The sequence below is a fragment of the Microcystis aeruginosa NIES-2549 genome (assembly GCF_000981785.2).
Lineage (GTDB): Bacteria > Cyanobacteriota > Cyanobacteriia > Cyanobacteriales > Microcystaceae > Microcystis > Microcystis aeruginosa_C.
Map to the genome: position 1 here is coordinate 610,031 of NZ_CP011304.1, position 15,827 is coordinate 625,857.

19 protein-coding genes and 1 pseudogene are annotated in these 15,827 nt (G+C 39.0%); 6 read left to right on the forward strand and 14 right to left on the reverse strand.

All coding sequences use genetic code 11. The features are described from left to right. Nucleotides 1–163: 163 nt before the first annotated feature. The 4 genes from myaer_RS22625 to myaer_RS02925 all read right to left on the reverse strand — a co-directional run bounded on the left by myaer_RS22625 (nt 164) and on the right by myaer_RS02925 (nt 2,398). A complete protein-coding gene (locus myaer_RS22625; RefSeq protein WP_080600724.1) occupies nt 164–250 on the reverse strand; it encodes a PEP-CTERM sorting domain-containing protein in 87 nt (28 codons plus the stop codon). 115 nt (nt 251–365) lie between these two features. Then, complete coding sequence (locus myaer_RS02915) at nt 366–731, reverse strand: DUF5615 family PIN-like protein (RefSeq protein WP_046660891.1); 366 nt, start codon at nt 729–731, stop codon at nt 366–368. Next, nucleotides 731–1,021 (reverse strand): DUF433 domain-containing protein, encoded by a 291-nt coding sequence (locus myaer_RS02920; protein WP_046660892.1) that lies wholly within the window; start codon nt 1,019–1,021, stop codon nt 731–733. The genes myaer_RS02915 and myaer_RS02920 overlap by 1 nt, the downstream gene beginning before the upstream one ends. A gap of 183 nt (nt 1,022–1,204) precedes the next feature. Beyond that, nucleotides 1,205–2,398 carry an HAF repeat-containing PEP-CTERM protein gene (locus tag myaer_RS02925; RefSeq protein ID WP_046660893.1) on the reverse strand — a complete coding sequence of 398 codons (1,194 nt, stop codon included), beginning with the start codon at nt 2,396–2,398 and terminating at the stop codon, nt 1,205–1,207. A gap of 454 nt (nt 2,399–2,852) precedes the next feature. On the opposite strand from myaer_RS02925, the gene myaer_RS02930 reads away from it, so the two are divergent. From myaer_RS02930 to myaer_RS02940, 3 genes are all read left to right on the forward strand, one after another. Continuing rightward, nucleotides 2,853–3,278: a DUF29 family protein gene (locus tag myaer_RS02930; protein ID WP_046660895.1), complete on the forward strand. Its 426-nt coding sequence runs from the start codon at nt 2,853–2,855 to the stop codon at nt 3,276–3,278. 310 nt (nt 3,279–3,588) lie between these two features. Continuing rightward, nucleotides 3,589–4,713, forward strand: a complete 1,125-nt coding sequence (locus myaer_RS02935; protein WP_235614767.1) for an IS4 family transposase — start codon at nt 3,589–3,591, stop codon at nt 4,711–4,713. Between the two features lie 64 nt (nt 4,714–4,777). Next, nucleotides 4,778–6,076 (forward strand): AAA family ATPase, encoded by a 1,299-nt coding sequence (locus myaer_RS02940; protein ID WP_419178819.1) that lies wholly within the window; start codon nt 4,778–4,780, stop codon nt 6,074–6,076. Nucleotides 6,077–6,148: 72 nt separating this feature from the next. On the opposite strand, the gene myaer_RS02945 is transcribed toward myaer_RS02940, so the two are convergent. The 5 genes and pseudogenes from myaer_RS02945 to psbA all read right to left on the reverse strand — a co-directional run bounded on the left by myaer_RS02945 (nt 6,149) and on the right by psbA (nt 8,420). After that, nucleotides 6,149–6,436, reverse strand: a complete 288-nt coding sequence (locus myaer_RS02945) for a type II toxin-antitoxin system YafQ family toxin (protein WP_046660898.1) — start codon at nt 6,434–6,436, stop codon at nt 6,149–6,151. A 2-nt stretch (nt 6,437–6,438) separates the two neighbouring features. Further along, nucleotides 6,439–6,645: a hypothetical protein gene (locus myaer_RS02950; RefSeq protein WP_080949705.1), complete on the reverse strand. Its 207-nt coding sequence runs from the start codon at nt 6,643–6,645 to the stop codon at nt 6,439–6,441. 175 nt (nt 6,646–6,820) lie between these two features. Continuing rightward, nucleotides 6,821–7,027: pseudogene (locus myaer_RS02955) on the reverse strand (type II toxin-antitoxin system YafQ family toxin); the annotation flags it as partial. A gap of 5 nt (nt 7,028–7,032) precedes the next feature. Beyond that, nucleotides 7,033–7,248: a hypothetical protein gene (locus tag myaer_RS02960; RefSeq protein ID WP_002799384.1), complete on the reverse strand. Its 216-nt coding sequence runs from the start codon at nt 7,246–7,248 to the stop codon at nt 7,033–7,035. A gap of 89 nt (nt 7,249–7,337) precedes the next feature. After that, the gene (psbA, locus tag myaer_RS02965) at nt 7,338–8,420 is read right to left on the reverse strand and encodes a photosystem II q(b) protein (protein WP_002731626.1); all 1,083 of its coding nucleotides are present in this window, start codon (nt 8,418–8,420) and stop codon (nt 7,338–7,340) included. A 185-nt stretch (nt 8,421–8,605) separates the two neighbouring features. Here psbA and cynS point away from each other — a divergent pair, with 185 nt between their 5' ends. After that, nucleotides 8,606–9,043: a cyanase gene (gene cynS, locus myaer_RS02970; RefSeq protein ID WP_046660900.1), complete on the forward strand. Its 438-nt coding sequence runs from the start codon at nt 8,606–8,608 to the stop codon at nt 9,041–9,043. A gap of 576 nt (nt 9,044–9,619) precedes the next feature. Here the strand turns inward: cynS and myaer_RS02975 are convergent. Together myaer_RS02975 and myaer_RS02980 are read right to left on the reverse strand one after the other, a co-directional pair. Continuing rightward, complete coding sequence (locus myaer_RS02975) at nt 9,620–10,054, reverse strand: hypothetical protein (RefSeq protein ID WP_046660901.1); 435 nt, start codon at nt 10,052–10,054, stop codon at nt 9,620–9,622. A gap of 88 nt (nt 10,055–10,142) precedes the next feature. Beyond that, nucleotides 10,143–10,529 carry a hypothetical protein gene (locus tag myaer_RS02980; protein WP_052734156.1) on the reverse strand — a complete coding sequence of 129 codons (387 nt, stop codon included), beginning with the start codon at nt 10,527–10,529 and terminating at the stop codon, nt 10,143–10,145. A gap of 453 nt (nt 10,530–10,982) precedes the next feature. On the opposite strand from myaer_RS02980, the gene myaer_RS02985 reads away from it, so the two are divergent. Next, the gene (locus myaer_RS02985; RefSeq protein WP_046660902.1) at nt 10,983–12,353 is read left to right on the forward strand and encodes an ATP-binding protein; all 1,371 of its coding nucleotides are present in this window, start codon (nt 10,983–10,985) and stop codon (nt 12,351–12,353) included. A 238-nt stretch (nt 12,354–12,591) separates the two neighbouring features. Here the strand turns inward: myaer_RS02985 and myaer_RS02995 are convergent, their stop codons facing one another. Both myaer_RS02995 and myaer_RS03000 read right to left on the reverse strand, forming a co-directional pair. Continuing rightward, complete coding sequence (locus myaer_RS02995) at nt 12,592–14,403, reverse strand: sodium:solute symporter family protein (protein ID WP_046660903.1); 1,812 nt, start codon at nt 14,401–14,403, stop codon at nt 12,592–12,594. Nucleotides 14,404–14,446: 43 nt separating this feature from the next. Further along, nucleotides 14,447–14,815, reverse strand: a complete 369-nt coding sequence (locus myaer_RS03000; RefSeq protein WP_046660904.1) for a hypothetical protein — start codon at nt 14,813–14,815, stop codon at nt 14,447–14,449. A 153-nt stretch (nt 14,816–14,968) separates the two neighbouring features. On the opposite strand from myaer_RS03000, the gene myaer_RS21500 reads away from it, so the two are divergent. Further along, nucleotides 14,969–15,142 (forward strand): hypothetical protein, encoded by a 174-nt coding sequence (locus tag myaer_RS21500; protein ID WP_002739017.1) that lies wholly within the window; start codon nt 14,969–14,971, stop codon nt 15,140–15,142. Between the two features lie 11 nt (nt 15,143–15,153). Here myaer_RS21500 and myaer_RS03005 read toward each other — a convergent pair whose 3' ends face one another. Further along, entirely contained in the window at nt 15,154–15,756 is a 603-nt protein-coding gene (locus myaer_RS03005) for a chromophore lyase CpcT/CpeT (protein ID WP_046660905.1), read from the reverse strand. Nucleotides 15,757–15,827: the final 71 nt, after the last annotated feature.

The window sequence follows — 15,827 nt, forward strand, 5'->3', positions numbered from 1 at the left end:
CCGAGCTTGTTGAGTGAGAACAGAGTAGCTCGATCGATACATCCGAACAACAAAAAAGCACCCCCTTTCGAGGATGCCCTTTTATCTAATGATTGAGATGCTAACTGATTGAAATGCCCAAAAATAGGGAGTTTATGGACTTTCCCATTAAAGTCAGGTTAGATTATGACCATTTCTTAATTAAAAAACCCACCAAAGAAAACAGGCCTAACCCTAAAATAGAACTAGGCTCCGGTACTAACGAAATCATTAGTTATAGTCATTTCAGATAAGTCTGATACACTCTAGACCGACAAAACCCTTATGAACTCTGGGATTAATATTCTCAATTTTAATTGAAATGGCTATACCTTACTGACCGCCTTCTATTCTAGATAATCCCCTAAAAAGACGAGTTTATTCTTGATATCTTCGGCAGAGCGGGTAGCGATTAAATTAGCAATAGCTTTTACCTGTTCTCCCACGGAATATCTTTGTTTCGCGGCCACAATAATTCCCGTATGGCTGATCGAGCGCGTCATATAGGATTTATGCAATCGACAAAAATCGCCTACATTAAAAGTATAAATTACCCGACCTTGCTGGGTTGCCCAAACCAGTTGATCGGGATCGGGTAGCTGAATGTTTTTCGCTTCCCAAGTGGTAATTACATCAATCTTCAGATTCCGCAAAGCTTCCACGACCGAGCGTTGACCCGCATCTTCATCAAGGTAGAGACGGATTTGACTCATTAAAATTCACCGGCTCGATATCGTGATTCCCAGTCTTCACAATCGGCTCGGTAAGCATCGATATCGGCCTCTATCTGTTCTTTATTCGCGTGATAATACGCTAGAGCGCTATAAATTTGAGCCAGACTTAACTGAGGATACTCCTTAGCGATCGCTTCGGCACTCATTCCCGTTTTATGATCCATGACTAAACTTTGAATCGTGATTCTAGTTCCCGCGATCCGGGGACGAGCATTACAAATATCCGGACTAGCCACAATAAATTCGCTAATATCGATGCCTGTAGCCATATTTTCGCCTAAAGAAGTCCCTTTTATTGTAGCTCGATCGATACATCCGAACAACCAAAAAGCACTCCCTAAAATTAGAGAATGCCCTTTTCTTTAATGATTTAGACCCTAACTGATTGAATTGACAAAAATAGGGAATTTATAGCCTCTGCGGAGTAGAATTCTCATCAAAGTCAGGTTATATTATGACCGTTTCTTCCTCAAAAAACCCACCAGAGAAAACAGCCCTAACCCTAAAATAGCGCTAGGCTCCGGTACAGTTGGATTGGGGGGTTCAGTTTGTCCATCTAAACGAGCGATCCAAGCTTCATAATTACCACTAGGGTTAATTCCAGTACCTACAACCGTTAACCCATCAGCAGCAATTGCCGTCGCAGCGCTTAAAGTCCAACCCGTTAAATTTAAACCATAGTCATTAGTTAAAACCTGTTGTAAGCTCCGCATCCCTTGGGTACTATTCCAGATAAATGACTCCTGACCATTAGCACTTTCACTGTAACCAACCAGAACAGACCCATCTGCTGATATTCCAGTAGCATAGCTAGAGAAAATACCCCCCGGTAAGTCCCCTAGTCCGGCCATTCCCGTTGCTTGTGTCCAACGAAATGCTTCCCAACCATTAGCACTATTGCTACCACCACCAACAACAGAACCGTCGGCTGATACTACATTAGCAATGCTACTAAAAGTCCCTCCCGGTAAGTCCCCTAGTCCGACCATCCCCGTTGCTTGCGTCCAACGGAATGCCTCCTGACCATTAGCACTCTGACTGTAACCAACAACAGTAGAACCATCGAATGATACTCCCTGAGCCCAGCTAAGGGAACTACCTCCCGGTAAGTCCCCTAGTCCGACCGTCCCCATTGCTTGTGTCCAAAGAAATGCCTGAGGGCCAATATCAGTATTGCTACCACCAACAACAACAGAACCATCGAATGATACTCCTGAAGCAAAGTTATCGAAACCCCCCCCCGGTAAATCGCCTAATCCAACCATCCCTGTTCCTTGTGTCCAACGGAATGCGTTCAGAAAATTATTAGTACTAACGCTGTAACCAACCACAACAGACCCGTCTCCCGATACTTCGGAAGCCAAGCTCCCGAAATCACCTCCCGGTAAGTCCCCTAGTCCGACCATCCCCGTTGCTTGTGTCCAACGGAATGCCTCCCACCCTATATATGGATTACCAGTAGCAGCACGGTCGCTAAAACCAACAACAACAGACCCATCTGCTGATACTCCTGAAGCACCGCTAGAGAAACTACCCCCAGATAAGTCTCCTAACCCCTGAAAAGAGGCGGCTTCTGCGGGGAAAGTGACCCCGATCGCACCCAATCCGATCCCTAAGCTGATACAATTAGCTAGTATCTTGTTCATAACCTGATAAGACTCCAAAAAACTGAGTGATTCTTACAATCTAGATGTTCACTTTGGTTTTGTCTGTGGGAATTTGTGGCCATTTTGGATTTTCTGATACAATAATTTTTGTGGGATAAAGTGGGATTTAGTGGCAAAAAGGAGGGCAAGGATCATAAAAAAGGCTAAATTTGATTTTTAGGTTCGATCCCCCCTAGCCCCCCTTTTTAAGGAAGGAACCAGACTCAAAGTCCCCCTTTTTAAGGAAGGAACCAGACTCAAAGTCTCCCTTTTTAAGGAGGGAAACAGACTCAAAGTCCCCCTTTTTAAGGAGGGAAACAGACTCAAAGTCCCCCTTTTTAAGGGGGATTTAGGGGGATCGAACTAGCGAAGCTTATAACTAGCAACTTGGGTTAATTTAAATGCGGAACAAATTACTAAATTAAGAGGTTAATCAGTCAAAAAAAGGCAAAAAATGGAAGAATTATTAGAGTTAAAAAATCTATTAATAGCTGGCAATGTTCCCGATGCCTTGATTTTGGTAGAGGAAATGACAGAAATGAGCAAAGATGATAAGCTCAATAAGATTTTTAGCTTTAGTATTATTGTCCTATTACATCTGATTAAACAGCAAGCAGAAAAACGCAGTACCCGCTTATGGGAAACCTCTATTTCTAATTCTGTTCGACAGATTCAACGCATTAATCAACGACGTAAAACTGGAGGAAATTATCTAACACCAGAAGAATTAAAAGAAACCTTAGATGATGCTTATTATTCCGCTTTAAGACAAGCGGCATTAGAAGCTTTTGAAGGTATATATAAACCAGAAGAAATTGAGGCTATGATCGATAAAAATAAAATTATTAATCAAGCATTGGAATTAATATTAATCGATTAAGTAACAGGTGACAGTCGGAAACAAATCAGGAGGTTTAAATGTCAGAAATAAAATAATTTGGCAAATATTTATAAAAAAACGAGAAAAATAAAATCTGTTCCCTTATCCCAAATAGCAATACAAACGTTCTATTACTTACTTATATGGATATTCAAACCCTTTTAGAATGGACAGATAAACCTGACAGGGGGACAAGCAAGCTGAAAAGCTTATGTAGCATAAAATACAGACACAGACTCCAAAAAAAGATAAGTCATATTTACCATATATGACCTAAATAACGAAAATGATAAGTGAACTATACCAGAAAGTGTTAGAAAATGAACTGGGACGAGCCAGATATCTACTGTTGTTAATGATAGTTGGAACCTTGCAAATACTAAAGCAAGCTAAGTTAGAGATATTAGCTGAAGCCTTACCAATACCAATCCTGTTTGAGAGTCGGAGAAAAAAACTAAAAAGATTTTTAAAGCTGGAAATTCTGAATATTGAAAAAATCTGGTTTCTCTGCCTAAAAGAGATGTTAAAACAGCAGCAGAGATTCACAACAAAAGGATTAGCGTATATTGCCATAGACCGGACAAGTTGGGGAGCAATAAATATCTTGATGGTGAGTCTAATTTATGACAAGAGAGCCATCCCAATCTATTGGGAGATATTAGATAAAAAAGGAAGTAGTAATCTCGAAGAACAGCAGCGAGTATTAGAAAAAACATTGACCGTGCTATCAGGTCATAAAATAGTGGTGTTAGGAGATAGAGAATTTTGCTCGGTCAGTCTTGGAAAGTGGCTTCAGAAGCAGAGTTTATACTTTTGCTTAAGACAAAAAAAAAGTACAAATGTCAAGACAAAAGAAGGAATTTATCAAGAAATGAGAGAGTTAGGTTTAAGTCCAGGAACTCAACTATTTTTGAATGATGTCAATATTACAAAAGAGCAGGGATTTGGACAGTTTAACTTAGCTGGTAAGTGGAAAAAAACCTATGGGGGTTTTCAAACAAAAGAACCTTGGTATATTCTGACAAATTTTGTGGATTTAGAGACGGCAATAATTGCCTATCAAAAAAGATTTGATATTGAGGAGATGTTCCGAGATTTTAAGTCGGGAGGCTATAGCTTAGAAGGTTCTCAATTAGCACCCCAATACTTATCAAAGCTGATAATTGTTATAGCTATCGCCTATACAAGTGCCACACTACAAGGTAAAAAAATTAAGGATATGGGAATCCAAAAATATGTCACAAGACCTGAAAAAAGATATAAAGGTCAACGCAGACACAGCAGTTTTTATGTGGGTCAACATCTCTATCATTGGCTCCAGCTACATCAAATGTTCCAAAAAAATATAGAAGAGCTAATGCAAATTAGCCGCTATCGGTTGAAGGATTACATCAAGGGACAAAGAGCTATATCGCTTGCTCTATCTACCTTCTAGCTGGCTTGTCCCCCTCCCAGCAGATAAACAGGTATTAGACAAAACCGGTAAACATCTTGATTCGTTGCAAGAATCCATCTTACAGGGTATTTGGGAACATCAAGATTACGAAGAAATTGCCAAAGATAATCAGCGCAGTTATGACCATATAAAAAAAGAAGCATGGAAGTTATGGCAACTGTTATCAGATGTTTTTCAAGAAGATATAAAAAAGTCTAATGTTCGTTCTATTTTAGAAAATAAAGCTTCATCTACTATTTATCACTTTGTTAACCATCATGGTAATAATATTAGTAATAACCATATAAACATCTGTAGAGAAAATAACCCCTATTCAGAAAAAAACTTAAAAAAGTCTTCAAATTTTCCAGATAATGATCATCTATCCCCCATAATTGACTTAACAAAAGCTCCTGAATTAAGGTGTAACTATGGACGTAAGTTAGAACTATCTACCTTAAAAGAATGGCTAGATAATAAAACTCGATTAATTACTATTTATGGGTTAACTGGAATCGGAAAAACAGCTTTAACCCTTAAATTAATTTCAGAAATTGCCCCACAATTTGATTATATTATTTATCGCAGTCTGGAAAATATTCCTCAATTAATCGCTCTCAAAGATGATCTAAAACAGTTTTTCAGCCAATCTCTATCAACCCCCTTACCTGATATAATAGATTATCTAAGCTCCTATCGTTGTTTAATTATTCTTGATGATGTGCAGAATATTTTTAAACTGGGGGAATTAGCAGGTAAATATTTAAGCGACTGTCAGGATTATCATAAATTTTTTCAGCAAATTGCTACCACATCTCATCAAAGTTGTTTGATTTTAATTAGTTGGGAACTTCCCAGAGATTTTGTTACCTTAAAATCCGATAAAATTAAAACTTTATACCTACAAGGTTTAACAACAGAATTTGAAAAAATATTCAAAGAATACGGTTTAAAAAGTGAGGAAAAATGGACGAAACTGAGGGAACTTTATCAAGGTCATCCTAACTGGTTAAATATCATCTCCTCAACCATTATTGAGCTATTTGATGGAGAAGTATCCTTATTTTTAGAACAAATGAAAAATGAAATTTATTTAGGAGATATAGAAGACTCGATCGAATGTCATTTACAGCGTTTATCCGCAACAGAAAAAAAGGTGATGCACTGGTTAGCTAATCAAACTGAAGCGGTAGAAAAGTTTCCCAAAACTGCTAATCTTGACTTATCTACTTCTGAATTTTGGGCAACTATTCAGTCATTAATGAGACGCTGTTTACTGGATAAATTACCATCAGAAACCTCGTCCTATTTTCCTATTAATCCTGTGTTTAAATCCTATCTTCAAAGAAATCCTAACGATTAGAAAAAATTGATATTATTCTAAATATATGTGTACCGCAACGCAGAAACCCGCAGGATCGCTTTCCAGTCTATACTATTTTCTATACACCTGATCGTGACTACCAATATCAATTAACAAGATGATAACTTCTAAATATTCTCCATCTTCCGAAAAACTAAAAATAATTCGACAATCGTAAGCGACAGTACAAGACCATAACTCTTCTAAATTACCACTTAACTTATGGGTTTTTAAAGACAGTGTAAATGGGTCTTCTGCCAGTTTTCTAAGTACATCGAAAGTTTTAGGTTTTAACTGGGGATTTTTCTTGATTAGCTTCTTAAACGAACGCTTAAACCCATCACTCCATATTAGATCCATTGTTAATCCTCATTCAAATCGGCAATCAAATCTTCTACGGTTCCCTTTCTGGCCGTTCCAGTAGCGATCGCCTCTTTCAATTCCTTAAAATTAGCTAAAATTTCTCTTTCTCTTGCTTTAGCTCTATATTGACACAAAATCTCTAACAATGACTCCTGTTCATCCTCTGATAAATTCTCAAAAGATTTGATCATTTCTTGCAAAGTCATCATTTTACCTCTTAACTCTCGATAAAAACCTGGAATCTCTTATTCTTTGTGTGATCAGTTTAACTTACATAGGAGCGATCAATCTTTGTGTCCTTTGTGTCTTTGTGGTTTGCTCCACTCGCTCGTCACCAGGACTGTATCTTAGAATACATTTTACCCACCAAACCTAAGAGAGCCAAATAATCCGACAATCATAACCACAAGAACAAGCTTTAAGTCCCGATAATTCCCCTTTTAATGAATGAGTTCCCAAGTTCAAAAAATAAATATCTTCCCTCATTTGTGCCAATGTTTTCTCAATCGCTTTCTGTCGTTGAGGATTTCTGAGAACAAACTTACGGAAAGTCCGCTTAAATTTAGGCGTTAAAACCAGTTCTCTCATAATATCTATTCTAAAGTTTCTCTCAATTCTCTCAGAACAATTTCTAGGGGTTGAGGTTTAAATTCTCTTTGATGAAAAGCATTAATTGACTCCCTAGCATCCCTAGCAATTTCTTGACGACGAATATCAAGTAAACGATTTTGTAAAATTTCTAATAACATTTCCTGTTGTTCTAAAGATAGTTGCTCAACAGTATTTAAAGCTTGTTCTAAACTGATCATAATTTAACCTCAAACTCAAAAAACCACCTTCTATTCTAACAACAAAAAAGCACCCCCTCGCGGGAGTGCCTTTTCGTTCAGACTAGGAATTAACCATTGATAGCGGGAGCGGTCAGAGCTACGGGAGCCTGTTCACCACTAGCTAAGTCTAAGGGGAAGTTGTGAGCATTACGCTCGTGCATTACTTCCATACCGATACCAGCGCGGTTTAACACATCAGCCCAAGTACCGATTACACGACCTTGAGAATCGAGAATCGACTGGTTGAAGTTGAAACCGTTGAGGTTAAACGCCATGGTGCTAACACCCATTGCCGTAAACCAGATACCGATTACCGGCCAAGCACCTAAGAAGAAGTGCAGGGAGCGGCTGTTGTTGAAAGAAGCGTATTGGAAGATTAAACGTCCGAAGTAACCGTGAGCGGCAACGATATTGTAGGTTTCTTCCTCTTGACCGAATTTGTAACCGTAGTTCTGAGATTCGATTTCAGTGGTTTCACGCACTAAGGAAGAAGTTACTAGAGAACCGTGCATCGCGGAGAACAAGGAACCGCCGAACACACCAGCCACACCTAACATATGGAAGGGGTGCATCAGAATGTTATGTTCTGCTTGGAACACGAACATAAAGTTGAAGGTTCCAGAGATTCCTAAAGGCATACCATCAGAGAAGGAACCTTGTCCGATGGGGTAGATTAAGAATACAGCAGTAGCGGCGGATACAGGTGCAGAGTAAGCTACACAGATCCAAGGACGCATTCCTAAACGGAAAGACAGTTCCCACTGACGACCGAGGTAGCAGAAGACACCTAGTAAGAAGTGGAAAATGACTAACTGGTAGGGACCACCGTTGTATAACCACTCATCTAAGGAAGCAGCTTCCCAGATGGGGTAGAAGTGGAGTCCAATCGCGTTAGAAGAGGGAACAACCGCACCAGAGATGATGTTGTTTCCGTAGAGTAGAGAACCAGCTACAGGCTCGCGGATACCGTCGATATCTACGGGAGGAGCGGCGATAAAGGCGATGATGAAGCAGGTGGTGGCGGTGAGCAGGGTGGGGATCATGATCACACCGAACCAACCGACATAAAGACGGTTGTTGGTGCTGGTGATCCACTGGCAGAACTGCTCCCACAGGGAAGCGCTCTCGCGCTGTTGTAGAGTTGTAGTCATGGTTGGATAATTTCTGTATGTATTAGGTTGTCAAGGTTCGTTGTTTGACATGAGTTAATACTATCGGCTTTTTATAGTTATGTAAAGGGGTTTTAAGGAATATTTTTTTATCAATGTCATAACTTTTACTTATATAATTGATGTTCATGTAAACTAGATGCAGACAAATTCTGCAAAAATAAGCGATGATACCCGAAATTACCGCAAAACTATTGGAAGCGAAGAAAGAAAAAGGCCTCAGTTTCGCTGACCTAGAAGCGATTCTAGGGAGAGATGAGGTGTGGATTGCCGCTGTTTTTTACCGGCAAGCGAGCGCCTCCCCAGAGGAAGCAACGAAAATTGTGGCAGCTTTGGGACTGGGAACCGAAATCATCCCATTCTTAACCGAGTATCCTGTCAAGGGATTGGGTCCGGTTGTCCCCACCGACCCCCTGATTTATCGTTTCTATGAGATCATGCAGGTGTATGGAATGCCCCTAAAATCGGTAATTCATGAAAAATTCGGCGATGGTATTATGAGTGCGATCGATTTTACCCTCGACGTGGATAAGGAGGAAGACCCTAAAGGCGATCGCGTTAAAATTACCATGTCGGGTAAGTTTTTATCCTATAAGAAGTGGTGAGTCCGGCTAAAGTCAACGGTAAGGAATTTCTATTCCTTGCCGCTCTTGCTATTTTTCTTAACAAAACTTAACAATTGACGGCAAAATTTTGCTTGCTTTTTTTGGCAGATTTTGGGACAATATTTTAAAAATAGTTTAATAATAATGGAAATATAACCACCTAGCTATAATCACAAAAGTCCCATTATAAGAAAATCATAACCCAAGCCGCCGCAAAAGTCAAGGGATCTCGCCTAATTATGCTGTGAAACTTCTAATTCCTTGATCGGTGAGGGTTTGGGGAATTATGAATTATGAATTGGGGAGTGGGAAGACAGTAAACTGATAACTGCCAATTCAGACTTGAATTGGCGATGTTATATTGAACATTTTCAAGAAGAAGGCGCACCGCAAAGCGGATCTCTGCGATATCGCTGTTTTTTTACCGCTTATGAAACTAACATTATTGTTCCTTTAAAATCTTTGAGGATTGAGGTAGAGATGGCAGATGTTTATAACAAAGTAATCTTTAGTTAAAGCCTTAAATATGGAGCTTTTGTTATCATTAGAATACATAAATATTCGTCATAAAAAAAATTAGCGTAGGCAATGATTAATAGAAAAACTGAATACTTGTGCAAGTTGTTGTGAACAAGTTACCTCCGCTATTCGGCGAAGATTAACCATAACGATAGCTCCAAAAAACATTATATTAACAAGAAATGGTGAATAGGGAACTCCGAAATATGAAGAAGCACAAGATAAAAAAAGATGTGCCACAAAATATGATACTATAACAAGCAATAAATCAGTTAAAATTGCAGATATATCTAAACTTAAGCCTAGTACATGTGTTATGGCATAACTTAGAAGAGTCAAGCTAGTACCTAATAAAAGTAGTCCTGATATTGCTCTAGGCTCTTGTTCAAAAAGTCCCCAAAATCCCAAATAAATCGCCGTCAATGAAAACCCAACGGAGACAGCTTTTACGATCCCATCGTAAACATTTCCCAAAGCATTTCCCCAATCCATAAAAAATTATCCAGCTAACTTTACCAATTTATGAAATTATCAAAGTATCAAAAATATTGGGTAAATTTTAACAATTTGTGTGCTAGATTTACTCACCGAATAATTTACCATGTACAGCATTTACAAACGCTTCTCCTTCTGATTTTTGCCATGGCCATCCAGTGACAGGAGTTGCTGTTCCTCCGGCCGTAACCACGTTTACCGTTGGAGAACCCCACATCAATAGAATACCAACAATCAAGGGAATAATACCCACTACTACAGTTATCAAAACAATTCCTAAAACAATAAGGAATAGTCCCCCAAAAACTTTCCTATCCATTTCATATCGAACTGCAACAACTTGCTTGAGAGGAACATCTTCTCTTCGTCCACCACGAAACCAGCTTTTCTTCGCCATATAGGTAAGTCTTTTGTTCGTTACAATACCAAAACAGTTGTCAACTAAGACATTTTCTTTAGAACTTGATGTCATTTTTTCCTCCCCATTTGATTTGTGTACTGGTTGAGCGTGCGGCCTGGGCTACATTGCCTAAAGCCACCTTAAGCATCCTGACTGTGATATGCTAGAACCTGTACTATTTCACATTTTCTTTACATTGGCTAAATAAAGCCTTGAAACTGCTTAATTACTTAGGATACATCGTAGTCTTGAGTTTAGTCAGTCGGAAAAGTCGGAACTTACAGCCAAACAATTGATCTGAAATATCGGAAATATCAGCTAAAATAAGTAAAAAACTTAGGTTCTTCCGAACTTACACTGTAGAAAATTCCTCAAGTTCCCTCTCTGCCCAGCAATGCTCTAAAGTTGATAAATATCAATCTAACAAAAACTCAAAGCTTTAGTATATAAGCTTTACAAGCATGAGTTGTTGATAGTTTTACATGACAGGTTCGGTAGAGCCAAAACTTACCTAATCTATAGTCCATGTTTCAAGCTAATCTATCTAATACGGTGTTAAATCTCTTAGATGAGTTGGTTTTTGCCAAAACAGATCAACATCTAGACTATCTTCAAAAAACTATCTTGCAAGGGACTTTAGAAGGTTACAAATACTCAGAAGTTGCCAAAGAATCTCATCTTAGTGAAGGTCATATTCGAGATAGTGCTTCAGAATTATGGAAAATTTTGTCAGAAGTTTTAGGGGAAGATATTACTAAATCAAATATTAGAGCAGTTTTAAAGAAACATAGCTTTATAAATAATAATATGGGACGAGATTTAGTCTCTTTTAATAATGTTCATATTTGTGATCATAATCCATTTTCCCTCAATAATAATAATTATCACTCTGAAATCCAGCGCGATCAACCTTATTTAGATTTAGGTCATATTCCTGAAATAACTCAATTTTATGGAAGAATTACCGAATTAAATAACCTGCAAACTTGGATAGTTGCGGAGAAATACCGTTTGGTTACTGTGTTAGGTTTAAAAGGAATTGGTAAAACCACCCTTTCTTTGAAACTGGTTGATAAAATCAAAAATAGTTTTAATTATGTTATTCGCAGAAGTTTGTATTTTTGTCCAAAATTAGATGAACTTTTAAGTGAAATTTTACCCTCTATCAATCCTCAATTAAAGCTCTCTCAAAGTCTTGACAAGAAATTAAATTTATTCTTAGAGTTAATAAAAAGCCATCGCTGTTTGATTATTCTTGATGATTTACAAAGTCTATTTGATTCTAAAAAACTAGCAGGTAATTATCAAAAAGAGTACCAAGATTATCAACTATTGTTTAAAAGCATTGCTGAAGTCAATCATCAATGCTGTTTACTGTTGTTGAGTCAAGAAAAACCTATTGATACGACTTTTTATGGGCAGAAAAATAAATTCATTAAAACATTAATCATAGAAGGTTTAGGAGAAGATGCCATAGAAATTTTGCGCCATCATAATCTATTAAATGAAGACAGTTGGGAAGCCTTAATTAAATGTTATCAAGGTCATCCTCTTTGGTTAGAATTAGTTGCTAGTTTTATTCAAGAGACATTTTTAGGTAAGGTGGCTGACTTTTTGGAGATTAAATACCCGATTGCCGAAGAAACTTTAGAGCAGACTTTATTAAGTATTTTGCAAAGTTTAACAGAATCAGAGAAACTAATGTTAACAGAATTAGCAAATTTTAATCAACCTATTTCTATTAAAGAAATGATCGACCAAACTTCTCTAGCTTATACAGATTCTTTGAAAGTAATTCAATCTCTAATCAGACGAATAATAGTGGCAAAAGATGAAAACGCTCTATTATGTTTGAATCCTGTTTTTAAAGCTTATGTAATTAATCATCAAATCTAGGGCTGAGTCGAAAATTTTATCGCAATCATAATAGTTTACGAAATTCTACGACTGTCAAATAGTTACACCTGCATTTTAATTTCAGGAATTTCCCCATCTTGCCAGCGTTTTTCCAAGGCTGCAAGATACTCATTGCATCTTGTATATTAGTTAATGCCTCTTCCTCAGTATATCCCTACTGCACACTTAAAACTCAAATCTGATAACTTATAACTGATAACTGATAACTGATAACTGCCTAACCTAAATCTCGGTCTTTAGTGACAGTAATTTCCTTAGATAAATGGCGATACCAAGTAAAATAGAGACCGATGGAAAGCAAAAGAAAAACCAAAGCCAAAATCTTCAAACTTTGCCACTGCTTGATGATTAAAACAATCCCCATCATAAAGAGGACTAATTGCCAAGGAACGGTAAGAAAAGCGGCGATGATATCCCGTTGATTTTCCGCTTTAATTTTTGCCTGTAGGTTAGGTTTAACACTGTGACGGACTTCTCCCCAAAAGCCAAAAGGTCGGGTAACATTATAGAAATTTTCCATGACTAAACTATCAGTGGGAGGAGTTAACAAAGTAGCGATAATACAGCCAGCTAAAGCGAACAAACTCGGCACAAGAAAGAGAATATATTCCTGATATTGACTGTGACGGAAGAAAGGTAAAATTATCGCTTGTGAGGCAATAGCCGCAATCATTCCCGCTAAAGTTCCCACAGCAAAACCATAACCATTAAAGCGCCACCAATACCAACGTAATAGGAGAGGAACTGCTAATCCCACCCCTAATCCCGTGGTTAACCAACCCCAAATATCATTGACATTTTGGATATTAAAACTCAAAACTAAGCCAATTACTACCACAAAAATCGAGGCCAAACGACCTTGAAAAACTAACTCCTGTTCTCCCGCATTCGGTTTCAAAAAAGCTTGATAGATATCTTTGACCCAATAGGCAGCACTAGCGTTAATAACTGCGTTAAAAGTGGACATAGCCGCCGCTAAAAAAGCAGCAATTAATAACCCTTTCATCCCCACCGGAATGTATTGAGTAATAACCGTGGCCAGAATTCTTTCCGGATCTGTAATCGTGCCTTCGGTTAAACCGTAGTGAATGCCTAAAACCGCAAAAGCTGTGACTAGAGGCCAACGGAAAGAAAGCAGAACAATCCAGAATAAAGATAATAAACCAGCATCTCGATCGCTTTTGGCGGCTAGGTATCGTTGTAACATATAACCACCGCTGCCGCTGCAACCTTCGATGATGGTTTTAACTAAATAAAAGAAAATCACCCCACCAAACAAATTAAAGATGGCATAATCTCCGGGTAAATCCAAAGTCAGGGAGGGAAAAATACTAGCCCATTCGCTTAAATTCCAAGTTTTTGGCTCCGTTGCCCCTGGAATGGCCACCGTGAAACTATCGGGAAGATTAACGGTAAAAAAGGCGACTGCCGATACATAAATTACCGCCACAAAAATCAGAAACCCTTGAAATAAATCGGTAATTACCCCACCATAAAAACCACTGGCCACCGTATAAATCAAGGTTAGAAGAATTAATATCACCGAAGCAAGACGATCATCCATACCCAGAAACTGCCCTAAAAATTTCCCCCCCGCAACGGAGAAATAACTCATCGCACCGATAGAGAATAAGAGAGTGGCGACGGCGCTGATAATTCGGGCAAAATTCCCCTGTTTTCCAGTTCCAAAGCGAAATTGCATCCATTCCGCCATGGTCATAACTTGGGCCCGGCGATTCCATTTGCCCATAAAAGCCATGAGAAAGGCCATAATTAGGACAACACCGCCGCGGATTTCGATAAATAGTCCTTTGGGTCCGACGGCGTAAATTAGGGCAGAAATGACCATAGTTCCCGCTAAATCGGTGTTAGCTGCCATTCCCGACACCCCTAACATCCACCAAGGCAAATTGCGATTACCTAAAAAGTAGGATTCTAGACCTTGAGAAGCTTTTTTCTCGGCTATAATCCCGATTATTAGGGTTGCTGCCAGATAAAGCAGCACAATTACATAATCAATTAACTGCATAGTTGATATCAATTTAACTTTCGATCGTTATAGCATCAATTGACTACGATTTCTGGCTAACGGTTTCTTTTTCTAAGATTTGCACCCGTTGCTCTAGCTTTTTTAAATCTTCCTTTAATTCAATTACTAAAGTGGCTAAACGCTGGAATAGTGGGTCACTTTCCCCGACCACTTCCCCATTTACTATACCCGTTCCCGATCGCCGTTGGGGAATCGGAGCGGCATTTTCCCTGCGGATGGTTATTCCTCGGACTTGACTTTCAAGGCGCTCGACTCGATTGCGGAGACTCATTAACTCCGATCTTACCGCCGTATCCGATTGTGCTTTGCTGGCATTAACAAAACTCAGTATTAGCAAAAGAGAGATAATCAGGGTTAAAAAGCCATAAAAAGAGATTTTAGCTAATTTCATCGATTTTACCCCCTATCTATCTGACCCGACTTAATGTTAAGAAACGTGGCTAAATCTAAAGCTTGATTGCAATTCCGCCTCCGGGTGATTAGTGGCTCAAAAGAGGATGATAAGGTAAAAAGCACGATTTTGTCGAAATTTGGCCTTATCTCTATGTATAAAAACTCAGATAAAGATTTTCTCGGAGCAGCAATCACAGCCGGTTTAGGTGCGGGAATCGTCACTTCTTTTGCCGTCAATCAAGGACAAGACATCGGTACAGCTTTAGGAATTACCGCTTTAGCGGCTGTTTGCGGTGTTATCTGCCGTCATTTTGACCTAATGTGATGCAATCTTCCTCACACCTCCAATTCTGCCGAAAAATCCCGTTTTTTCTCGTATTGATAGGGACCGAGCAGAGCGCCCCAAATTCCCTTACCGGTGCTGGGATCTAGACCTTTATCGTAGGTTTTTAGGCTATGACTCGTCACCTCGAAACCCAAAGACACCTGATAGGTTGTCCCCTCATAGGTGAATTGACAGTGCTGTTCCGGTTGCGGTTGGGCGATAAACTGGTATTGATTATCAGCGAGAGTATGGACTTGAACCGCTAAAGTGCAAGTAGGCAGGAAAGTTAGGTCTTCTAAGCTAATTTTTCGCAAAATATCGGGATTTTTGCCCGCACCTTGCACGGATTTCAGGTCATTAAACATATAATGCCTAACCTCTAACCCTGCCGATTCCGAGCGCGTTAATCGCCACAGTCGCGGTCGGTAGGGTTGGTCTAAATTGATTATACTGGCCTGTTCGGCAAAAAGAGCGATGCTGTCTTCCCGAAACAAAGGCAGCGGACGCAACCATAAACGCAGGTGAACGTACCACACCGGTTCTGCTTGCGCTTGCCGTTGATTTTCAAATTCACCCGCGAGATACCGACCGAAAGTGATTAATTCAGGGGTCATAGCTCAAAAAATTCTCCGTATTGCCTCAAAATTAATCATAACACCCAGAGAAATAACTTTTTTAACAAAAA

Bases quoted from the DNA above. Each gene is read 5' to 3' on its own strand.
- myaer_RS02995 (WP_046660903.1), bottom strand. From the start codon at position 14,403: ATGCAGTTAATTGATTATGTAATTGTGCTGCTTTATCTGGCAGCAACC.
- myaer_RS02960 (WP_002799384.1), bottom strand. From the start codon at position 7,248: ATGATCAGTTTAGAACAAGCTTTAAATACTGTTGAGCAACTATCTTTA.
- cynS (WP_046660900.1), top strand. From the start codon at position 8,606: ATGATACCCGAAATTACCGCAAAACTATTGGAAGCGAAGAAAGAAAAA.
- myaer_RS02930 (WP_046660895.1), top strand. From the start codon at position 2,853: ATGGAAGAATTATTAGAGTTAAAAAATCTATTAATAGCTGGCAATGTT.
- myaer_RS02915 (WP_046660891.1), bottom strand. From the start codon at position 731: ATGAGTCAAATCCGTCTCTACCTTGATGAAGATGCGGGTCAACGCTCG.
- myaer_RS02945 (WP_046660898.1), bottom strand. From the start codon at position 6,436: ATGGATCTAATATGGAGTGATGGGTTTAAGCGTTCGTTTAAGAAGCTA.
- myaer_RS02985 (WP_046660902.1), top strand. From the start codon at position 10,983: ATGTTTCAAGCTAATCTATCTAATACGGTGTTAAATCTCTTAGATGAG.
- myaer_RS22625 (WP_080600724.1), bottom strand. From the start codon at position 250: ATGATTTCGTTAGTACCGGAGCCTAGTTCTATTTTAGGGTTAGGCCTG.
- myaer_RS02950 (WP_080949705.1), bottom strand. From the start codon at position 6,645: ATGACTTTGCAAGAAATGATCAAATCTTTTGAGAATTTATCAGAGGAT.
- myaer_RS02920 (WP_046660892.1), bottom strand. From the start codon at position 1,021: ATGGCTACAGGCATCGATATTAGCGAATTTATTGTGGCTAGTCCGGAT.
- myaer_RS02980 (WP_052734156.1), bottom strand. From the start codon at position 10,529: ATGACATCAAGTTCTAAAGAAAATGTCTTAGTTGACAACTGTTTTGGT.
- psbA (WP_002731626.1), bottom strand. From the start codon at position 8,420: ATGACTACAACTCTACAACAGCGCGAGAGCGCTTCCCTGTGGGAGCAG.
- myaer_RS02975 (WP_046660901.1), bottom strand. From the start codon at position 10,054: ATGGATTGGGGAAATGCTTTGGGAAATGTTTACGATGGGATCGTAAAA.
- myaer_RS02925 (WP_046660893.1), bottom strand. From the start codon at position 2,398: ATGAACAAGATACTAGCTAATTGTATCAGCTTAGGGATCGGATTGGGT.
- myaer_RS21500 (WP_002739017.1), top strand. From the start codon at position 14,969: ATGTATAAAAACTCAGATAAAGATTTTCTCGGAGCAGCAATCACAGCC.
- myaer_RS03005 (WP_046660905.1), bottom strand. From the start codon at position 15,756: ATGACCCCTGAATTAATCACTTTCGGTCGGTATCTCGCGGGTGAATTT.
- myaer_RS03000 (WP_046660904.1), bottom strand. From the start codon at position 14,815: ATGAAATTAGCTAAAATCTCTTTTTATGGCTTTTTAACCCTGATTATC.